The 19,545-nt window shown below is 66.8% G+C and carries 16 protein-coding genes; 6 read left to right on the top strand and 10 right to left on the bottom strand.

Going from position 1 to position 19,545, the window contains the following annotated elements:
• Positions 1-460: Rpn family recombination-promoting nuclease/putative transposase (locus tag QZ588_RS02475; protein WP_295539465.1), on the bottom strand; the 460-nt coding region annotated here is incomplete at its 3' end.
• A gap of 826 nt (positions 461-1,286) precedes the next feature.
• Between QZ588_RS02475 and QZ588_RS02470 the strand changes: the two genes are divergently transcribed.
• Both QZ588_RS02470 and QZ588_RS02465 read left to right on the top strand, forming a co-directional pair.
• Positions 1,287-1,562, top strand: coding sequence for a hypothetical protein (locus QZ588_RS02470; RefSeq protein WP_295539462.1), 276 nt, complete (start codon positions 1,287-1,289; stop codon positions 1,560-1,562).
• Positions 1,559-1,966 (top strand): type II toxin-antitoxin system VapC family toxin, encoded by a 408-nt coding sequence (locus QZ588_RS02465; protein WP_295539459.1) that lies wholly within the window; start codon positions 1,559-1,561, stop codon positions 1,964-1,966. The genes QZ588_RS02470 and QZ588_RS02465 overlap by 4 nt, the downstream gene beginning before the upstream one ends.
• A 115-nt stretch (positions 1,967-2,081) precedes the next feature.
• On the opposite strand, the gene QZ588_RS02460 is transcribed toward QZ588_RS02465, so the two are convergent.
• Positions 2,082-2,612, bottom strand: coding sequence for a hypothetical protein (locus tag QZ588_RS02460; RefSeq protein WP_295539457.1), 531 nt, complete (start codon positions 2,610-2,612; stop codon positions 2,082-2,084).
• Between the two features lie 101 nt (positions 2,613-2,713).
• Here QZ588_RS02460 and QZ588_RS02455 point away from each other — a divergent pair, with 101 nt between their 5' ends.
• The 3 genes from QZ588_RS02455 to QZ588_RS02445 all read left to right on the top strand — a co-directional run bounded on the left by QZ588_RS02455 (position 2,714) and on the right by QZ588_RS02445 (position 4,886).
• On the top strand, positions 2,714-2,965 hold the full coding sequence (locus QZ588_RS02455; RefSeq protein WP_295539455.1) for a type II toxin-antitoxin system HicB family antitoxin: 252 nt from the start codon (positions 2,714-2,716) through the stop codon (positions 2,963-2,965).
• On the top strand, positions 2,965-3,183 hold the full coding sequence (locus QZ588_RS02450; RefSeq protein ID WP_295539452.1) for a type II toxin-antitoxin system HicA family toxin: 219 nt from the start codon (positions 2,965-2,967) through the stop codon (positions 3,181-3,183). The genes QZ588_RS02455 and QZ588_RS02450 overlap by 1 nt, the downstream gene beginning before the upstream one ends.
• 692 nt (positions 3,184-3,875) lie before the next feature.
• Complete coding sequence (locus QZ588_RS02445) at positions 3,876-4,886, top strand: AraC family transcriptional regulator (protein WP_295539449.1); 1,011 nt, start codon at positions 3,876-3,878, stop codon at positions 4,884-4,886.
• 129 nt (positions 4,887-5,015) lie between these two features.
• Here QZ588_RS02445 and QZ588_RS02440 read toward each other — a convergent pair whose 3' ends face one another.
• The 8 genes from QZ588_RS02440 to QZ588_RS02405 all read right to left on the bottom strand — a co-directional run bounded on the left by QZ588_RS02440 (position 5,016) and on the right by QZ588_RS02405 (position 16,798).
• Entirely contained in the window at positions 5,016-7,682 is a 2,667-nt protein-coding gene (locus QZ588_RS02440) for a nitrate reductase (RefSeq protein WP_295539447.1), read from the bottom strand.
• A gap of 133 nt (positions 7,683-7,815) precedes the next feature.
• Complete coding sequence (nirD, locus tag QZ588_RS02435; RefSeq protein WP_295539444.1) at positions 7,816-8,151, bottom strand: nitrite reductase small subunit NirD; 336 nt, start codon at positions 8,149-8,151, stop codon at positions 7,816-7,818.
• A 69-nt stretch (positions 8,152-8,220) separates the two neighbouring features.
• Positions 8,221-10,659 carry a nitrite reductase large subunit NirB gene (gene nirB / locus QZ588_RS02430; RefSeq protein ID WP_295539441.1) on the bottom strand — a complete coding sequence of 813 codons (2,439 nt, stop codon included), beginning with the start codon at positions 10,657-10,659 and terminating at the stop codon, positions 8,221-8,223.
• A 157-nt stretch (positions 10,660-10,816) separates the two neighbouring features.
• Positions 10,817-12,178: a CmpA/NrtA family ABC transporter substrate-binding protein gene (locus QZ588_RS02425; protein ID WP_295539438.1), complete on the bottom strand. Its 1,362-nt coding sequence runs from the start codon at positions 12,176-12,178 to the stop codon at positions 10,817-10,819.
• Between the two features lie 140 nt (positions 12,179-12,318).
• Positions 12,319-13,170, bottom strand: a complete 852-nt coding sequence (locus tag QZ588_RS02420) for an ABC transporter ATP-binding protein (protein ID WP_295539435.1) — start codon at positions 13,168-13,170, stop codon at positions 12,319-12,321.
• Positions 13,171-13,223: 53 nt separating this feature from the next.
• Positions 13,224-14,255, bottom strand: a complete 1,032-nt coding sequence (locus tag QZ588_RS02415; RefSeq protein WP_295539432.1) for an ABC transporter permease — start codon at positions 14,253-14,255, stop codon at positions 13,224-13,226.
• A gap of 39 nt (positions 14,256-14,294) precedes the next feature.
• Entirely contained in the window at positions 14,295-15,788 is a 1,494-nt protein-coding gene (locus QZ588_RS02410; protein WP_295539431.1) for a CmpA/NrtA family ABC transporter substrate-binding protein, read from the bottom strand.
• A gap of 428 nt (positions 15,789-16,216) precedes the next feature.
• Positions 16,217-16,798 (bottom strand): ANTAR domain-containing protein, encoded by a 582-nt coding sequence (locus tag QZ588_RS02405; protein WP_295539429.1) that lies wholly within the window; start codon positions 16,796-16,798, stop codon positions 16,217-16,219.
• Positions 16,799-17,458: 660 nt separating this feature from the next.
• Between QZ588_RS02405 and QZ588_RS02400 the strand changes: the two genes are divergently transcribed.
• Positions 17,459-19,543, top strand: a complete 2,085-nt coding sequence (locus tag QZ588_RS02400) for an FAD-dependent oxidoreductase (RefSeq protein ID WP_295539427.1) — start codon at positions 17,459-17,461, stop codon at positions 19,541-19,543.
• Positions 19,544-19,545: the final 2 nt, after the last annotated feature.

Raw genomic sequence — 19,545 nt, 5'->3', positions numbered from 1 at the left:
GGCGCACATCCGGGCGGGCGCGATCGCGCATCTCAAAGCACCACAGCGCCTGCTCGGCCTGCTCCGGCGCCTCGAACAAGGTGAAGTCGAGCAGGTGAATCCCGACCACGGGCTTGAGGCGCTGGTAGCCCTCACCGGCCTCGAGCTGCTCGCTCAGCAGGCGCGCCAGATACAGGATGCCGCGCGCGCTCCAAGCCGCGAAGCGTCGAACCTGCATCTCGATAGTGTAGTGCCGGCGCTGCTCGTCGATGGCCCTGAGATCGAGCACCAACTGCTTACCGCTGAGCCGCTCGGGCGTGAGGCGCGGGTTGAGCAGACTGACCTCGACGATCGGCGGCTCGTCGCTGCGCACGACATTGATCAGGTCGACCAGCAGCGCGGGCTCCTCGGAGAAGACGCGAAAGACGACGTAGTCGTTCTTCGGATCGAGCAGGTCAACGGCGGTTGGCATCTCAGGCATGCGGGCCGCTCCGGTGAAGTACGCGACCATGATACACACCGGTGTTCCGCATCCCAAGCCGCTAGCGCCTGTTCGCGCGCCGCCGCGCGCCGCCGTTGCCATGGCGCACACTCAAGGATGGCCGTGACCCGACAGCAATGCCGCCGTCTCCGGCGCGACCAGCGCGTCCGGCACGCCTGCCGTTGTCATCAGTCCGCGGGCGATTCCCGTACGAATTGACGGGCAGTCCGTCGCCCTGTGGCGTAAGCGGACCACGGCGCCGGGGTGTTTGCTGCCGATCCCCCAACTGCCGCAGCCGACCTCTCCCTGTGTAACTACCGCCCGGCGCGTCCCTGGTTTTGCCGGCAAACGGGGCAATGACGAGGCAATCATTGGTCAAACGCGCCAAATTCAGGGCAAAGTGCGCCACATTGGCCAAAATCGCCCATCGCCGATAGCACTGGCAGCGTCGCGGTGGTAGCGTCGGCGGATCGACCATTCAGCAGGTGAGGGCACAACCAACGGTTTTGGCGCGCTTTGCCATGGCATTGGCGCATTTCGTCATGGCATTGGCGCGTGTCGCCAATAGCCCATTCACATCTGTTGCCTGCAACGACTCAGTCATTGATTCCCAGCCCCGCGTCGACGGCGGGGGTGCTGCCGCGCCCGGCCCAGCCCGGTCCCACCCGGCCCAGCAGGTGTGGCATGCGCCGCGCCCTCGACGTCCTGATCGGTGTTGAGTTCAGCCGCGAGCAACGCGCGGTGGTGGGCTTCGATCTGGAACAGCTGACTTGATCGCCCAGCAGGTCACTGCTGCTTGACGAAGGTTGCGGCAGGGGATAGCGTGATGCATGAAAAGTACATGCGAGATGCATCTATGCCAGCGCTTCAGATTCGCGACTTGCCGGACGATGTTTACCAAGGCGTTGCCGCGGCGGCCAGGGCCGAACATCGTAGCCTTTCTCAACAAGCGGTTGTTGAGCTTCGACGCGCGTTGGGGCTCATCGACACCGCGCGGCGTCGCCAACGGATCGTTGCCATGCTGGCGGCAAGCAACCGCTGCCTGCCAGCAGATGCGCCCACGCCTGAGGCGCTGCTGCGTGAAGATCGAGAACGGCGGTGACAAGCACGGTCATCCTTGATGCGTCCGCGGCCGTTCGCGCCGTTATGGATTCGAACGCACAGCCCGCGCTGCTTTCTCGTATCGCCGAGGCGACCACCGTGATTGCGCCGACATTGTTGCGTGCCGAGGTCGGCAATGCGCTTTGGCAGTACGCCCGCGCCGGGGTGGTATCGGCAAGTGATATTGTCGATCGGCATCATGAGGCAATGGCACTGATCGATCTGTTCGTCGACGACGCTGCCTTGTTCCCCGAAGTCCTGACGCTTGCCGCTGCGCTGGACCATCCCGTGTATGATGCCCTGTACGCTCTGACCGCGAAGCGTCACGCCGCGGTCTTGTTGACCTTCCATCGGCGCCTGCATGGTCTTTGTGCGAATGAGCGCATTGAGGCCGAACTGTATTGATTATGGATCCCGGTTCACGGCTTTCTTCGCTAGATCCCCCCAAAGCAATCGCATCAACTCTCTCTAATGTTCGAGAACCCTGATATTTGGCTGTTTCTCGATCATGCTGGGGACTTCAACCTATTTCGCGCACATAAAAGTGAGTTCTAAAGAGAAAACCTCTCTGGGTCTCGACTTTGAAGCTCCGCAGCACGGTGTTCAGCGCCCTGTTATTGGCCGCTGCAACCACCGCGTCGAAGACGGCCCGCTCGTCCCAGCCTGCTGCCTTGGCCTCGTCGATCAGCTCGGCGGTGATCAGGTCCTGGTCCTTGACGGCGGTGAGTGCGAGTTTCAGCAGCGTCAGCTCGTTGGGCGGTAGAGGCGCCTGGGCCGGGTTGTCCCGGGCTGCGCGCAGCCGATCAAGGTCCAGGCCCATCTGCATCAGCCAACCCTCGTTGAGGTCGATGCAGAAGCGGCACCGCGCGGAGCTGGAGACCAGGTAACGGATCATGGCGGTGAGCTGTGGGGACAGCTTGGTGCCGCCCTGGAAATACCCGACCGCGGCCAGGAATGCCTCCAGGAGCGGTCTTTGTGTGCCTTGGCCATCAACAGGACGCCCTCCTAGGGCCGTCGCCACGATCCGCTCTCTGGTGGCTGAGCTGCTCACGGGCTCATATCATAGTTGACCGGTCAAGCATCCCTCGATAGGCTCAGAGCCCAGATGGTGGCTGACACGCACCCTCAATCCAATTGTCTACCCGCTGAACAATGCTTACAGAGTACATCGACGCAGCGCTGGCTCGCGCCCGTTACGAACTGATCGAAGACCCGGCGGCGCCCTACTACGGTGAAATCCCGGAGCTTCCCGGCGTTTGGGCAAGCGCCGAGTCCCTGGAGGCCTGTCGCGCCGAGCTCAAGGAGGCGGTCGAGGGTTGGCTGTTGCTCAGCGTTAAGCGCTCGTTGCCGATCCCGCCGTTGGGCAACGTCGAAATCGCCGAGATCGACGCCGAAGTGGCCTGATGCCCAAATTTCTGGCGATCAGTCACGCCGAGCTGATCAGAAAGCTGCGCAAAGCGGGTTTTGAAGGTCCCTTTCCTGGAGGGAAGCACCTGTTCATGCTGCGGGGCGACCAGCGGCTGACCCTACCGAACCCCCACCTCGGAGATATTTCGGTCGCGCTGCTGCAGCGTATCCTTCGCCAGGCAGGCATCGAAGGCGATCAGTGGCATGGTTTGTAGATGCTTGATCGATCAATACTCGATGGAAGCCGGTTGTGGCTTTCTCAGTGGATTCGTTCGAGATTGCTTAATACTACTTTGTTATCTTGGCTCTTCGGGATTCCAGTAGAGTACATACACTATCGCGAATTTTCAGCCGGTTAGAGCGACGAGAAGATCAAGATTAGCGCGAATAACGAGCCACTGCGGCAAGTCCTCGAGTCATTACTCGACTTGCCCGAGACGCGGGTCGAAGAGGCCTTTGAAGACCGCAACGGACAAATCCTGGTGAAGCTGGTCAGCACCCAAGCGGGCATGCCTGCCGTCGTCATCGGTCCGCGGGCGATTCCCGTACGAATTGACGGGTAGTCCGTCGCCCTGTGGTGTCCAAGCGGATCGCCGCCTGATCGGGCGCTGACGACCGCGGCGCCGGCGTGTTTGCTGCCGATCCCCCAGCTGCCGCAGCCGATCGCGCCCTGTGTGCCGACCGCCCGGCGCGTCCCCGGCACTCCCGACAAACGGCGCAATGACGGGACAATCATTGGTAAAACGCGCCAATTTAATGGCGAAGCGCGCCAAATTGGCCAAAATCGCGGATCGCCTGTGGCACTGACAGCGTCGCGGTGGTAGCGTTGCCCCTTCCACGTTTCAGGGCAAACACCATGCGGCAAAAAGCTTATCCCCTATGGGCCCCGCTGCACGCATTCAGACTGATGCGGCTGGACCTCACCCAAATCCTGCTGAATGCCGAATTGGATCCGGCACTGCAGTACATTGACGCCATAACCGGTGGAGAGGACGAGCTCTATCGTCTATTCGCCGCGGCGGCGCAAGTGGATGGCAAGCCCGACTTTGGTCTGCGTCTGGCTGTGGCCTATACGCGCGTGCCCTGCGGCGTCACCTATTACGGCTTTCATGCCGCCGCCAATTTTGGTGCCGCCCTCAAGCTGCTGGTCAAATACAAGGGCGACACCTCCCCCAACACACTCAACAGCACCAGCGATGGCCGATATTTTTCGCTGCATCACGCCGGCCCACGGCCGGACATGGACAGCGTAGGCGCCCTGCTGACGTTTTCGTGGCTGGTGGAAATGCAGCGCGTCACCTACCGCGACCCCGCAAAGCCCGTGGTGGTGACGCTCAAAGCGCCGGTGCCGGATCTCCCTTTGTACGAGCAGCATCTGGGCTGCCGCATCGATCTCACCAACAAGAACAGCATCAGATACACGCATGCCGCGCTGCGTGCGACGCCGTTGACCTCGCCGACCATGCAATCGTTCCGCAATCGTGTCGACGCCCGCGAGCTGGTGGCCGACACGGCCGAGGAGGGCTCGAGCTTTGCCGCCCTCGTCAAAGCCTGTATCCAATGCAACATGAGCACCGGCCGGATCAAAGTGTCGGACATCGCCATATCGCTCTGCACAAGCCCGCGCACCTTGCAGCGCCGGCTCGCAGACGAAGGCGTTTCACTGAAAGACCTGCAGGATGATGTTCGCCGCGAGTTTGCATTGAGCCTGTTGCAGCGGGAAGCCATCACCTTCATTGATGTTGCCCAGCGATTGGGCTACGGCGATGTGGGCACCTTCTTCAAGGCGTTCAAGGTCTGGTACGGCACCACCCCGGCGCAGTATCGCCAAGCCCACCAAGCGCGCCAAGCCCAACAAGCGCGCCATGGGCATGCCGAGCGGCCGGCGCAGTTCAACACCCGGCGGCGCGCAGGCTAGCGGCCATCGATGCGCCGGCAGCGGAGCTTGCCGTGAGCCGGCTTCGCGGGCAATCCGTGCCGGTGGGCAAGGGCGCCGATGCGAGCGCCGCGGGCCCAGGCCGGGCGGCGCCCGGGTCACCTGCTGCGCTCAGGCGGCGCGGCGGACGTTGGCGAGCAGCCGATTCAGCTCTGGAATGCACGAGCCGCAGTTGGTGCCGGCCTGCAGCGCCGCCCCCAGCGCCTCGGCGGTGTCGAGCCCGGCGCTGCGGATGGCCTCGATGAGGGTGTTCTGGCCAACGTTGAAGCAGGCGCAAATGGTCTCGCCGGCGTCGGCCTGACCGCGCGGCGGCCGCCCGGCGAGGAGGCCGGCGCGGGCGGCGGCGTCGAGCTGGCTTTGCCCGAACAGGTCGGCGAGCCAGCCGCTGCGGGGCAGGCTCGGTGTGGGTGCGATGAAGACACAGGCCTGCAGGCGCCCGTGCAGGAGGCGGGCGCCGCGGTAGCGGCCGTGGGTGGGATCGACGAAGTCCAGCCAGTCGCCGTCGGTGCCGAGGTGCCAACGCGCCCAGGCGGCCCAGTCCGGCATCGGCGCGCTGCCGGCGATCTCCAGGCGCCAGTGTTGCTCGGCGCGCACGGCGACGCAGTAGCGCGCGTCGTCCAGCGCAATGCGCTCGCGGCTTAGCACGAAACCGTACCAGGCGGCGCGGAAGGGACGCACCCGCACCGGCGTGTGCTTGAGCTCCGGCTGACCGGAGATCGGGTCCAGCGCCGGGCTCACCAGCGCATCGGCGCGGGCGAGGCGGGCCAGCGCGTCGCTCCAGTGCATGGGCACGAAGACTGACCCCGGGCGCTGGTCCGCGTCCACCTGCACCCGTGCGAGCATCCGGCCCCAACGGCTGACGAGCTCCGCCAGGGCGCCGTGCGCCAGGCCCTGGGCGGTGGCATCCACCGGGTGCACCTGCACGAAGGGCTCGCTGATGTGGCTCGCGAGCCGGGGGGCGAGACCGGTGCGGGTCATGGTGTGCCATTGATCGCGGATGCGGCCGCTGTTGAGTGCGAGCGGATAGTCGTCGTCCGGCGCCGTCGCCGGCGGGCGCGGCGTCACCGCCACCAGCCGGGCCTTGCCGCTGGGGGTGTAGAAGCGGGCGTCGGCGAAGATGCGCGGGGGCTGCCGGCCGGCCGCTGGGGTTGCCGGACAGGGCCACTGGGTGGGGGGCAGGGCAGCGTAGTCGGCGTCGCTCAAGCTCGCGAGCTGACCGATGTCGAAGTCCCGGCGGCCGTGGTTCTCGAACGCCGACAGGGCCGCGTGCTCGCGGAAGACATCCGCGGCGCTCTGATAGGCGAAGGCGTGGGCGAAGCCCAGGCGGCGGGCCACCTGGGTGATGATCCACCAGTCCGGCCGCACTTCGCCGGGCGGCGCAAGAAAGGCCCGCTGCCGGGAGATGCGCCGCTCCGAGTTGGTGACGGTGCCGTCCTTCTCGCCCCAGCCGGCGGCGGGCAGCAGCACGTCGGCCGTTCTGGCGGTGTCGGTGTCGGCGAACATCTCGGAGCAGACCACGAACTCGCAGGCCTGGAGCGCTACACGCACCCGGTCCGCGTCCGGCATGCTGACGGCGGGGTTCGTGGCCATGATCCAGATGGCCTTGATGCGGCCCGCGCCCACCGCCTCGAGCAGATCCACGGCCTTGAGGCCCGGCGCGGTGGCCATGCGTGCGGCGCCCCAGAAGCGCCCGACCCGGTCCACATCGTCCGCGGCGAAGTCCATGTGTGCCGCCAGCTGGTTGGCGAGTCCGCCCACCTCGCGGCCGCCCATGGCGTTGGGCTGACCGGTGATGGAGAAGGGCCCCATGCCGGGGCGGCCGATGCGCCCGCTGGCGAGGTGGCAGTTGATGATGGCGTTGACCTTGTCGGTGCCGCAGGACCACTGATTGACGCCCTGGCTGTAGAGGGTCAGCACGTGCTCGGTGCTGGTGAACAGCCGATAGAGCTCGGCCACCTGGCTCTCCGGCAGGCCGCAGCCGGCGGCGACCACGGGCACCGAGCCGGCGCTGGTGCGGGCCGCCTTGAAGGCGGCGGCGAAGCCCTCGGTGTGCTGTTCCAGAAAGTCCCAGTCCACCGCGTCTTCGCGCTTCAGCCAGTTGAGCAGGCCGTTGAAGAGCAGGGTGTCGGTGCCGGGGGCCAGGGCCAGATGCAGGTCGGCGATCTCGCAGGTGGCGGTGCGCCGCGGGTCGATGACGACGATCTTGCGCTGCGGATGGTCCTTTTTGGCCTGCTTGAGGCGTTGATAGAGCACCGGATGGCACCAGGCGGTGTTGGCACCCACCAAAAGGATCAGTTGCGCCTGCTCCAGGTCTGTGTAGTCGCAGGGCACGGTGTCGGCGCCGAAGGCGCGCTTGTAGCCGGCGACACTGGAGGCCATGCACAGGCGCGAGTTGGTGTCGATGTTGGCGCCGCCGATGAAGCCCTTCATCAGCTTGTTGGCGACATAGTAGTCTTCGGTGAGCAGCTGGCCGGAGACGTAGAAGGCGACCGCATCGGGCCCATGGCGGTCGATGACCTGCTTGAAGCCTTGCGCCACCCGTGCCAGCGCCTGGTCCCAGCTCACCGGCTGATCACCGATGCGCGGCTGCAGCAGCCGGCCGTCGGTGGCCAGGGTATCGCCCAGGGCGGCGCCCTTGGAGCACAGGCGACCGCCGTTGGCGGGATGGTCCGGGTCGCCGGTGACCTGCGCGCTGGTGCCATCGGCGCCCGGCGTCACCAGCAGGCCGCAGCCGACGCCGCAGTAGGGGCAGGTGGTGCGAACGGGGGCGTTGCTCATCGGCCGGTGATCCATGGTTGCGTTCGTGTTGCGGCGCGCCCTGCTGCGCGCCCGGCCCGCGGGGAGCGGCCGCTGGCGTGCGCCGCCGTGGTGGTGTCTGGGATGCGGCGGACCGCCGCACCGATTTGGGGGCTCAGACCGGTGTCATGGAGACCAGCACCCGGTCGCCGTCGATGCGAACCGCAAAGGTTGCCGCCCGACCCTCGTCCGGCGCCTGTGCCTGGCCGGTGGCGAGGTCCATGCAAAGGTTGTGCAGCGGGCAGGCGACGGTGCGGCCGTAGACGATACCCTCCGACAGCGGGCCGCCCTTGTGCGGGCAGCGGTTCAGCAGCGCGAAGACCTCGTCTTCGGCGTTGCGGAACACGGCGATGTCAACGCCGTTGCGCTTCAGCACCCGGGCGCCGAGGCGCGGAATGCTGGCGATGGGGCCGATGTCGACCCAGGTGTGCTCGGCCATCACGGCGCTCATGTGGTTCGTCTCGCGTGTCGATGGTTGGGCTTGTGCTGCGGCGGCGGTGCTGACAGCGCTTGCGGGGTGTCAGCCATTGGCCTCGTGCAGCGGCGTGAATTCATGTGCCTCGGCGCCGGCGGCGCGCGCTTTCCATGGATCGACCTGGGCTAGCTTTTGCGACGCCAGGAAGCGCTTGTAGAGCGCCTTGCGGCCGACCTCGTCGTCCACCACACGCTTGCGCACATAGGCGATGCCGACGCGCTCCACCCAGGGCGCGGTGCGCTCCAGGTAGCGGGCCTCCTCGCGGTAGACCTGCATGAAGGCGCCGCAGTATTCCTTTACCTGCTCCGGGGTCTCGACGCGGCAGAGCACGTCGGTGGCGCGTACCTTCACGCCGCCGTTGCCGCCCACGTGCAGTTCCCAGCCGGACTCGATGGCCACCACGCCGAAGTCTTTGATGGTGGCCTCGGCACAGTTGCGCGGGCAGCCGGAGACGGCCATCTTGAACTTGTGCGGCGTCCAGGAGCCCCAGGTGAGCGCTTCCAGATCGATGCCCATCTGGGTGGAGTTCTGCACACCGAAGCGGCACCATTCGGAGCCGACGCAGGTCTTGACGGTGCGCAGCGCCTTGCCGTAGGCGTGGCCGGAGACGAAGCCGGCGTCGGTGAGGTCTTTCCAGATGTGCGGCAGCTGCTCCTTGGTGAGCCCGAGCAGGTCGATGCGCTGCCCGCCGGTGATCTTGACCGTGCGCACGTCGTACTTCTCGGCGGCCGCGGCGATGGCGCGCAGCTGGGCAGGCGAGGTCTCGCCGCCGAAGATGCGCGGGATCACCGAGTAGGTGCCGTCCTTTTGGATGTTGGCATGGGCCCGTTCGTTGATGAAGCGGCTCTGGCTGTCGTCGGCGGTCTCGTTGGGCCAGGTGGCGATGAGGTAGTAGTTGAGGGCCGGGCGGCAGACGTGGCAGCCGTCGGGCTGGCGCCATTCCAGCGCCTGGAACACGTCGCCCATGCTGGTCAGGTGCTGGTCCCGGATGGCCGCACGCACCTGATCGTGGGTGTAGTCGGTGCACTTGCACAGCGGCTTGGCCTCGGGCACGGAGTAGTCGCTGCCCAGGGTATTGGCGAGGATCTGCTCCACCAGCCCGGTGCAGGAGCCACAGGACGCCGCCGCCTTGGTGTGTGCCTTGACGTCGTCGAGTGTGAATAAGCCTTTGGCGGTGATGGCGCGCACGATCTCGCCCTTGCACACGCCGTTGCAGTCGCAGACCTGCATGTCATCGCTCATGGCCGCGGCCTGGGTCTGGCCGCCGTGGCCGGCGTCGCCCAGGTGCGCCTGCCCGAACAGCAGATCCTCGCGGATGCCGGAAATGTCTCTGCCCTCGCGCATGAGCTGGAAGAACCAGGCGCCGTCGATGGTGTCGCCGTAGAGCACGGCGCCCGTGAGCCTGTTGTCCTGGATGACCAGCTTTTTGTAGACGCCGGCGCCCGGGTCCTGGAATAGGATCTCCTCGCACGCCTCGCCGCCGCGATAATTACCGGCGGAGAAGAGGTCGATGCCCGTCACCTTGAGCTTGGTGCTGGTGACCGAGCCCTCGTAGCGGCCGTAGCCGAGCCGGGCCAGGTGATTGGCGCAGACCTTGGCCTGCTCGAACAGCGGCGCCACCAGGCCGTAGCACTGGCCGCGGTGCTGCACGCATTCGCCGATGGCGTAGATGCGCGGGTCGTAGGTGAGCATGGTGTCGTCGACGACGATGCCGCGCTCGCAGTGCAGGCCGGCCCGTTGCGCCAGTGCCATGTTGGGACGGATGCCCACGGCCATGACCACCAAGTCCGCCGCCACCTCGGTGCCGTCCTTGAAGCGCACCCGCTCGACCCGGCCGTCGCCCTCGATGGCCGCGGTCTGCGCCTCCATCAGGAACTGCAATCCCCGCTGCTCCAGGGACGCCTGTAGCAGCGCCGCGGCGGGCTTGTCGAGCTGGCGCTCCATGAGGCTGTCGAGCAGGTGCACCACGGTGACGTCCATGCCCCGTTGCTGCAGGCCATAGGCCGCTTCCAGTCCCAGCAGGCCGCCGCCGATGACCACCGCCCGCTTGTGCTCCCGGGCGGTGGCGATCATGGCATCCACGTCGGCGATGTCGCGGTAACCCATCACGCCCGGTAGCTCGGCGCCGGGCACCGGGATCATGAAGGGATAGGAGCCGGTGGCCAGGATCAGGCGGTCGTAGGGCACCGCCAGCCCCTGCTCGCTCCTGACGACGCGCGCCTTACGATCGATGTCCACCACCGGGTCGCCGGTGTGCAGGGTGATGGCGTGCTCGTCGTACCACGCCCGGGTGTTGAGCATGATCTCGTCGATGGTCTTCTCGCCGGAGAGCACCGGCGAGAGCAGGATGCGGTTGTAGTTGGGGTGCGGCTCGGCGCCGAAGACGGTGATGTCGTAGAGATCCGGCTCCAGCTGCAGCAGCTCTTCGATGGTGCGCATGCCGGCCATGCCGTTGCCCACCAGGACCAGTCGTTCTTTTGCCATGGTGCTTGTGGCCTCGTGTCGGTGCGGTGCCCGGCCCCGTCGCCTTGCCCGTCGCGCGCTGCGTCGGTGTGCGGTGCGCGTGGTGGTGGCGGGTACCGGGGTCGATGCGTGTTTGTGTCTAACCCTCGGCTGATTGTTTGCGTCGGGGCCGTTGGCTTCAGTCGGCGCCGGCGGCGACGCTGCTCGGCGCCGGTCCGGCATTGGCGGCGGCCAGCGCGTCCAGGGCGATGGCGCGGTGATGGACGTCGAAGCCGCTCAGATAGCCCACCGGGTCGAGGGGGTCGAACCGCCGCCCGTCGAAGAAGCGATCCGGCCCCATGGCGATGGGGCTGGTGGCGTCCGTGAGCATCCAGCCGCGGCTGTGCCGGCCTTCGGGCTTGTGGTCGCACTCGGGCAGCGCGAGCCCGAGGGTGTCGGCGGCGTCCCGGTACAGGTCCGGGCGGTAGCAGGCCGCCGCCGTGGCGGTGAGGTCGATGGGACGGTCGATCTGGCCCCAGCGCAGCATCTGCGTGAGAAACCACAGGGCATGGGAGCGCCACGGAAAGGTCGCGGCGAAGCGGAAGAACACGTTGAAGTCCGCCATCGTCACCGCCGGCTCGTCCAGCGCATAGCGAAAGGTGCCGGTCATGGACTGGCGCACGGTTGCCACCGGTGCATTCACATAGCGGGCCTGGGCGATGAGCTCGGCCACCGTCGGGCGGTTTTCGTGGGCATCGGTCCAGCGCGCCGCTTCCAGCAGCGCCGTCAGCAGGGCGCGGTGGGTGTTGGGATACTGCTCCGCCCACTCCAGGTTGACGCCGAAGACCTTCTCCGGGTTGTTGTTCCAGAGCTCGTAGTTGGTGATGAGGACCCGCCCCAGGCCCTCGGCGACGGCGACGGAGTTCCAGGGCTCGCCGACACAGAAGCCGTCGACGTTGCCGGCGCGCAGTTGCGTGACCATCTGCGGCGGCGGCACCACCACCAGGCTCAGGTCCCGGTCCGGGTCGATGCCGGCGGCGCCGAGCCAGTAGCGCAGCTCGTAGGCATGGGTGGACAGGGGGTAGACCACGGCAAAGGTCAGCGGCCGGCCTCCTTGCTGCTTGCGCTCTGCGATGACCCTGGCCAGTGCCCGGGCGCTGCAGGGCCGGTGGCTGAGGGCGCCGGCATCGAGCTCACGCATGCGCTCGTACAGCGGCTGCGACACGGTGATGGCGTTGCCGTTGAGGTCCAAAGACAGCGCCGTGACGGTGGGCTTTTGGCTCGGGCCCAGGCCCAGGCTCGCCGCCAGCGGCATGGGTGCGAGCATGTGCGCGCCATCGAGAATGCCGATGCTCACCTTGTCGCGGACATTGGCCCAGGAGGTCTCTTTGGACAGCTCCACTTCCAGTCCGACGTCGGCGAAGTAGCCGCGCTCCTTGGCCACCACCAGCGGCGCACAGTCGGTGAGCGGAATGAAGCCGATGGTGAGCTTGGTCTTTTCCAGGCCTTGACCGCCGCCGGCATGGGCGCTGCGGCGCAGCCAGTTGGGGATGATGTTCATCTGCGACAGTAGAACGTTTGAGCCGTGATGTTTGTGGGGCCGGGGATGCCGGCTGCGCGTGGCGGTGGACACGGCCGTCGCACCGTGACTGGTCTGTCACACCCGGTGCCGCATGATCGCAGTGCGGACACGACGCCGCTTTAGCCGTTGGCCGCCAGCGGCAGCGGCGCGGCGTCTTGGCCCGCGTTGGGCTTGTGGCTGACCAGCCGCGGTTTGTCGTGGCGCTCGTGCAGGAATTTCACCACCTCGGCACGGTAGTGGTTGTAGGCCGCATCCTCGGCCAGTGCCAGGCGGTCGCGGGGGCGCAGCAGATCCACAGCCAGCACCTGACCGACGGTGGCCGCCGGGCCGTTGGTCATCATCACGATGCGATCCGACAGCAGTACGGCCTCATCGACGTCGTGGGTGATCATGATGACCGTGTTGTTGAGGCGCGCCTGGATCTCCATCAGCGAGTCCTGCATGTGTGTGCGGGTCAGGGAATCCAGGGCACCGAAGGGCTCGTCCAGCAGCAGCACTTTCGGCTCCATGGCCAGTGCCCGGGCGATGCCCACACGCTGCTTCATGCCGCCGGAGATTTCGCCGGGGCGGCGCTCCAGCGCGTGGTCCATGTGCACCAGGGTGAGGTTGTGGCGGGTCCATTCGTCACGTTCCCTGCGGGTCCTGGTCTTGCCGAACACCTGGTCCACCGCCAGGCGCACGTTGTCGTAGACGCTGAGCCAGGGCAGCAGGCTGTGATGCTGGAAGACCACGGCCCGGTCGGGGCCGGGCTCGGTGACCTCCCGCGCCTCCAGCAGCACACCGCCGGTGCTGGCCCGCAGCAGGCCGGCGACGATGTTCAGCACCGTGGATTTGCCGCAGCCGGAGTGGCCGATGAGCGAGACGAACTCGCCCTCGGCGATGTCGAGCTTGATGTCGCGCAGTACCTCGAGCTTGCCCTTGGGCGTATCGAAGCTGATGCCGATGTGATCGATCTTGAGGAAGCTTTGCATGGGCACTAGCCAGTGTCGGAGAGCGGGTGGCGGGGTGCGGGTGGCACCTGCGCTCAGCGCAGGATCGCGTCCTTGTCCCAGGAGAAACGGCGTTGCAGCATCAGCATGGCCCGGTCCAGCAGGAAGCCGATGACACCGATGACCAGTACGGCCACCATGATGCGGGCCAGTGAATTGGAGCTGCCGTTTTGGAATTCGTCCCAGACGAATTTACCAAGCCCGGGGTTCTGCGCCAGCATTTCGGCGGCGATGAGCACCATCCAGCCGATGCCGAGGCTCAAGCGCAGCCCCGTGAAGATCATCGGCATAGCCGACGGCAGGATGATCTTCAGCGTCTGCTTGAGCCAGCCCAGGCGCAGCACCCGGCTCACATTCATGAGGTCCTTGTCCACGGTGGCCACACCGACGGTGGTATTGATGATGGTGGGCCAGAGGCAGCAGAGGGTCACCGTGATGGCGGAGGTGATGAAGGACTTGGAGATCGCCGGGTCATCGCTGACATAGACGGCGCTGACGATGATGGTCACCAGCGGGAGCCAGGCCAACGGTGAGACCGGCTTGAAGACCTGGATGATGGGATTCATCCCGGCATAGAAGCCGGCGCTCATGCCGCAGACGATGCCGATGGGGATGGCGATGATCGATGCCAGCAGAAAGCCGGTGCCAACGGTGATGAGGCTGGTCCAGATCTGGTCCACGAAGGTGGGATAACCGGTGTATTGACGGTTCCTGATGCGCGCCAGCTTCTCTTCCGGCTCGCCGGCGGCGATGGATGCCTGCAGGCGTTTGTCGAGGCGTTCATAGAAGGCCGCTTCACGCTCGCGTGCCATCTGGTGCTCGTCCCACAGCGACTGACCTTGCGCCCAGACCTGCGCCGGCCCCGGCAGCTGTCCAAGGCTGGTCTGCACCTGGGCGGCGCCGGCGGACCAGAGCAGCAGGAAGAGACCGATGCCAAGCAGCGGCAGCAGCAGGCTCGTGGTCAGCCCGCCGGCGACGCGGGTCATGCCGTCGCCGGCGAGCCAGTCCAGACTGCGGGCGAGCCGGGGCAGCGTGAAGGTCTTACTGGTGATATCGGTGGCGGCCATGGCGTTGCTCCCAATACATCTGTGGTTGTGCCGCGGGGCTCAGAGGACCTGGTCCCCCGACAGCCCGATGTCGAATTGCTCGAGGTATGCATTGGGCTTGGAGCCGTCGTAGTCGACGCCGTCGATGAAGCCGGTCTGCCTGGGCTTGAAACCGGTCTCGGTGGCGAAGTCCGGGAAGTCGGATGCCGCCATCAGCCCATCGGCGATGAGCGCCTCGGCGGCCTGTTGATAGATGTCCGGGCGGTAGACCTGCCTGGCCGTCTCGATGTACCAGTCATCCGGCTTGGGCTCGGCGATCTGGCCCCAGCGGCGCATCTGGGTCAGGTACCAGATGGCGTCCGAGTAGTAGGGATAGGTGGCGTGGTAGCGGAAGAACACGTTGAAGTCCGGCACCTCGCGCTTGTCGCCCTTCTCGTACTCGAAGGTGCCGGTCATGGAATTGGCGATGACCTCTTCGTCCGCACCCACGTAGTAGGGCCGGCTGAGGATCTCCACGGCCTCTGCGCGGTTGGCGTTGTCGTTCTCGTCCAGCCATTTGGCGGCGCGGATCATGGCCTTGACGATGCGCACCGTGGTATTCGGATAGTCCTCGGCGAATTCCTTGGTGATGCCGAAGACCTTCTCGGGGTTGTTGGGCCAGATCTCATAGTCGGTGATCACCGGCACGCCGATGCCCTTGAACACCGCCTGCTGGTTCCAGGGCTCGCCGACGCAGTAGCCGTAGATGGTGCCCGCTTCCATGGTGGCCGGCATCTGCGGCGGTGGCGTGACGGACAAGAGCACGTCGGCGTCGATCTGGCCGTCGATGTCGCCCTTGTGCGGTGCGTAATAGCCGGGGTTCAGCCCGCCGGCGGCGAGCCAGTAGCGCAGCTCGTAATTGTGTGTGGATACCGGAAAGACCATGCCCATCTTGAACGGCCGGCCTTCCGCCTTGTAAGCCTCCACCACCGGCTTCAGGGTCTCGGCGCCGATGGGATGCTGCGGGCGGCCGTCGTCCAGCTTCGGCACATTGGGCTTCATCGCTTCCCAGACGGCGTTGGAGACGGTGATGCCGTTGCCGTTCAGGTCCATCGACAGCGGTGTGATGATGTGCGCCTCGGTGCCGAAGCCGATGGTGGCTGCCAGCGGCTGGCCCGCCAGCATGTGCGCGCCGTCCAGCTGGCCGTCGATGACGCGGTCGAGCAGCACCTTCCAGTTGGCCTGCGCCTCCAGGGTCACGTACAAGCCTTCGTCTTCGAAATAGCCCTTCTCGTAGGCGATGGCCAGCGGCGCCATGTCCGTGAGCTTGATGAAGCCGAACATCAGGTCTTCTTTTTCTGGCGCGCCGAGTGCCTCGCCGGCGACGGTGACCGGCGTGAGCGACGAGCCGGCCGTCACCGCGAGGGCGGCGGCGAGCAAGGCCCGCTGGAGGAAGCCGCGACGGGTCGGGGTCGGGTCAGTGGGACGGTGGGTCATGAGCTTGCGATGCCTTGGGGTTGGAGCGAAGAAGGTGAGTGACTGGATGCGCTGAGTGTTCGGAGCGGGGCCGGGCATGAAAAAAGGCGTCCACCGCGGCCCTGCATGCGCAGAGCCCGATGGACGCCTTTGTCCGGTGGCCGGCCGCCGTGGCCGAGCCGATTCATGCGTTGTTAGCTGCTTGGGGCACGCTTGGCCCGGTTGTTTGGCCCGGTTGTGCGACGGTGTTGCGACCCGCCTTTGGGTCTGCCCGACGTTGGACTTTCGCCGTCGCTGTTATGCAGGGCCAAGCACAAGTGGTGCCAACCAGTGACTGTGGCGGCGCTGCCGGGCCGTCGCCGTTTCGAAGTCGCTGTTTTGACGGCGTTGTTGCAACTGCGTCGTGGGGTTCGCGCCGGCCGGTTGCGCGGCCGCGGCACCGCACGGAAGTTGCACGACGACGGTGCGCAAGGGGCGCTCGACGCACCAGCAGTGCCCAGTGGTGTGATCGCGGCTCACGCGGGCGCTCAGCCCTGCATCAGCTCGGATGCGGCGATGACGCTGTCGGCGATCTCGGCGAGACGCTTATTGCGACGCATGGCGAGTTGGCGCATGGCCTGGTACGCCTGTGCCTCGCTCACTCCCTGCTGCTGCATGATGAGGCCCTTGGCGCGCTCGATGAGCTTGCGCTCGGCGAGCTTGTTGCGCGTCTGCGAGAGCTCCTGCTCCAGGGCCCGGTACTGGGTGAAGCGTGCCATGGCTGCGTCGACGATGGGCCGCACCCGGCGATTCTCCAGGCCGTCGACGACGTAGGCCGTCACCCCGGCCTCCACCGCCCGGCGAATACTTTCGCCGGCGTCGTCCTGGGTGAACATCACCATCGGTCGCGGCTGCCGGGCCTGCACCATGCGCAGATTCTCCAGGGTGTCGCGGCTCGGCGAGTCGATATCGATGAGCACCACATCCGGGGCGTGGCGGGCGACGGCGTTCAGCAGGTCGTCGTCCGGCGGCACACAGGCGACGATGTCGAAGCCTTCGGCGGCGAGCGTCGGCCCCAGCACCTCGCGCCGGGTGGGGCGTGGGTCGACGAGCATGACGCGGATGGACATGGGGCTGAGACTCCTCGGGGCGTCGGATGCCGGTGCAGGGGTGCGGGCGGGCTATGGAGATGCAGGGTGTTGCGTCACGGCCTTCGTCGCCGGCTCCGGCCCTGGACACCCACCGCGTTCGCCATCGGCCGGGGTGCGGGCGGTCGTGCCTGTCCGTCCAACTGTCGGTTGAAGCAGCTTTCGAGCCAAGGCATGCGCAGCGGTGGATGCCGCCGCTTCAACCGTAGGCGGGTCAGCGCCCCCGGGCGCCGCTCGCGTCGATGCTCAGCAACGGCGCTCATGCAGCCCCGGTGGTTGGCACGCCGCGGGTGCACCAGCACCGGCGCTCTGCACCAAGAGCGCGCATCTTCCGTTGCCATAACAACCACTTACCGAGATAGGTATTTGCTGATATTCGCAATCGACCCAAGGGCTTGATTGCGATTCGTCAAGTCTGGCACGCCACATGCAAGCGATGTGATGCGACTTCGATGGGCCAACGCTGGCCCACATCGGCGGGGCCGGCGCAACCGGCGCCCGCCGCGGGCGGCGAGGCACAGTGGCCCCGCCCACCGCAAAGACATCCGGCTCATCGTTGAGCCGCCTGGCAACGGCGCCCTGACCCCTTACAGCTGCTTTCGCTGCTGTTAAGCGGGTTGGGCGCCGTTTTTGTTTTGGGCGATGGCCGTCAGCGATGGCGTCACCGCCCCCGACGAGGACCAACCACAGGTGCAAGCCCCGCTGGACACCATCGCAGCACCGCCGGTCGCTGGCGCGTGCACGCCACAGTACGCCACGACAGTCATGCGAGCCGCGCCCGCCGGGACACTGCCCACCATTGTCATCGGCACCGGCCCCGTCGGTATCCGCACCGCACGGGAGGTGCTGGAGCGCGGCGCCGCAGACGCCGCTGGCGTCTGGCTCTTCGGTGACGAGCCGGTGGCGCCCTACAACCGCGTGGTGCTGTCCTGCTACCTGGCCGGCGAGACGGACGACATCGATCTGACGCTGCCATCCGACCCACGGCTGGTGACGCAGTTCGGCGTGCGGATCATCGCCATCGACCGCACCGCTGCAACGGTGACCGACTCCCTTGGTTGCGTGCACCCCTACGAGCGGCTGGTGCTGGCCACCGGCTCACGACCGCGCATACCGGCAATCCCCGGCGTGGACCTGCCAGGGGTATTCACCTTCCGGGATCTCGCCGATGCGGAACGGCTGAAGGCCCGCACCGCCCGCGCGCGGGCGGTGACCGTCATCGGCGGTGGCATCCTCGGGCTGGAAACGGCGCGGGCGCTGCATGTGGCCGGCACGCGGGTGCGTGTGATCGATCACAACGCCCATGTCATGTTCAGCCAGCTGGACGCCGCCGCGGGCGAGCTGTTGGGCGCCTTCGTGGCGGATCAGGGCATCGAGGTCATCGCCGGCGACCGGGTGCAGCAGATCATCGGCGTCGGCCAGGTGACGGGCGTACAACTCCACTCCGGGCGGCTCATCGACTGCGACACCGTGGTCATCGCCGCGGGCATCGTGCCCAATGTCCAGCTGGCCCGGGATGCCGGGCTGGGGGTCGCCCACGGTGTGCGCGTCGACGACGGCATGCATACCTCTGATCCACGCATCTTCGCCGTCGGTGAGTGTGCGGAGCATCGCGGCGTGGTCTATGGGCTGGTGGCCCCGGGGCTCGAGCAGGCGGCGGTGGCCGGGCACAACATCGTCGCCGCCCGCACGCATCGGGTCGAGGCCCGTTATCCGGGCTCGGTGACCACGGCGCGGCTGAAGGTCGTCGGCTGCGAGGTGTTCAGCGCCGGCGATGTACAGGAGTCCGAGGTCAACCGCCCCCATGCCCTCCATCGAGACGTCGATCAGGGCATCTATCGCAAGCTGATGCTCGCCGGCAATCGCCTCATCGGCGCCATCGCCATCGGCCCCTGGCACGAGAGCAATCGCCTGCAGGAGGCCATCGTCGCCCGCCGCCGACTCTGGCCCTGGGAAGTCTCCCGGTTCCAGCGCACCGGCGTGCTCTGGTCGACGCTCGAAGAACAGAGCATCTTCGACTGGCCGGCCAACGCCGCCGTGTGCAATTGCACCGGTGTCAGTCTGGCGCAGCTGCGTACGGCGCTGGCGCAGGGCGCCACCAGCCAGTCGCTGCTCTCGGCGCGCACCAGCGCCGGCACCGTCTGCGGCTCCTGCCGGCCACTGCTGGCCGAGCTCGCCGGCGCCCATGCCCCCGATCCGGTGCCCGCCGCCGGCGGCCTGGCGACCTTCTCGGTGCTGTCGCTGCTGCTCGGTGTGGCCATCTTCCTGCTGCCCGGGCTGCCGCTGAACGCCTCGGTGCAGGATGCCCTGCGTTGGGACGTGCTGTGGCGGGAGTCGTTGTGGAAGCAGGTGACGGGCTTCTCGCTGCTCGGCCTCGCCGCGGCGGTGTCCGTGCTGGGGCTGCGCAAGCGCTTGCCCGCCTTCACCCTCGGTCGCTTCGACGGCTGGCGGCTGGTGCACGTGCTCTTGGGCGCGCTCGCCGTGGCGGTGCTGCTGGCGCATACCGGCATGCGCCTGGGCAGCAACCTGAATCTCTGGCTCATGGCGAGCTTCACCGGTCTCCTGGTCGCCGGCGGTATCGGCGGGGCGGTGATTGCGCTGGAGCACCGGCTGCCGCGGCCAGTCGCCAGGCGCAGCCGTAACACCGCCGTCTGGGCACACGTGCTGCTGGTGTGGCCGTTGCCCGTGCTGCTCGGCTTTCACATCCTCAAAGGCTATTGGTACTGAGC

This window comes from uncultured Thiohalocapsa sp., assembly GCF_913062725.1.
GTDB lineage: Bacteria > Pseudomonadota > Gammaproteobacteria > Chromatiales > Chromatiaceae > Thiohalocapsa.
Note: the sequence above shows the minus strand (reverse complement) of the source record. Positions and strands in the feature narration are given on the sequence as shown.

Coding starts and splice junctions, on each gene's coding strand:
- QZ588_RS02470 (WP_295539462.1), top strand. CDS start 1,287: ATGCATGAAAAGTACATGCGAGATGCATCTATGCCAGCGCTTCAGATT.
- QZ588_RS02455 (WP_295539455.1), top strand. CDS start 2,714: ATGCTTACAGAGTACATCGACGCAGCGCTGGCTCGCGCCCGTTACGAA.
- QZ588_RS02450 (WP_295539452.1), top strand. CDS start 2,965: ATGCCCAAATTTCTGGCGATCAGTCACGCCGAGCTGATCAGAAAGCTG.
- QZ588_RS02445 (WP_295539449.1), top strand. CDS start 3,876: ATGCGGCTGGACCTCACCCAAATCCTGCTGAATGCCGAATTGGATCCG.
- QZ588_RS02440 (WP_295539447.1), bottom strand. CDS start 7,682: ATGAGCAACGCCCCCGTTCGCACCACCTGCCCCTACTGCGGCGTCGGC.
- nirD (WP_295539444.1), bottom strand. CDS start 8,151: ATGAGCGCCGTGATGGCCGAGCACACCTGGGTCGACATCGGCCCCATC.
- nirB (WP_295539441.1), bottom strand. CDS start 10,659: ATGGCAAAAGAACGACTGGTCCTGGTGGGCAACGGCATGGCCGGCATG.
- QZ588_RS02425 (WP_295539438.1), bottom strand. CDS start 12,178: ATGAACATCATCCCCAACTGGCTGCGCCGCAGCGCCCATGCCGGCGGC.
- QZ588_RS02420 (WP_295539435.1), bottom strand. CDS start 13,170: ATGCAAAGCTTCCTCAAGATCGATCACATCGGCATCAGCTTCGATACG.
- QZ588_RS02415 (WP_295539432.1), bottom strand. CDS start 14,255: ATGGCCGCCACCGATATCACCAGTAAGACCTTCACGCTGCCCCGGCTC.
- QZ588_RS02410 (WP_295539431.1), bottom strand. CDS start 15,788: ATGCCCGGCCCCGCTCCGAACACTCAGCGCATCCAGTCACTCACCTTC.
- QZ588_RS02405 (WP_295539429.1), bottom strand. CDS start 16,798: ATGTCCATCCGCGTCATGCTCGTCGACCCACGCCCCACCCGGCGCGAG.
- QZ588_RS02400 (WP_295539427.1), top strand. CDS start 17,459: ATGGCCGTCAGCGATGGCGTCACCGCCCCCGACGAGGACCAACCACAG.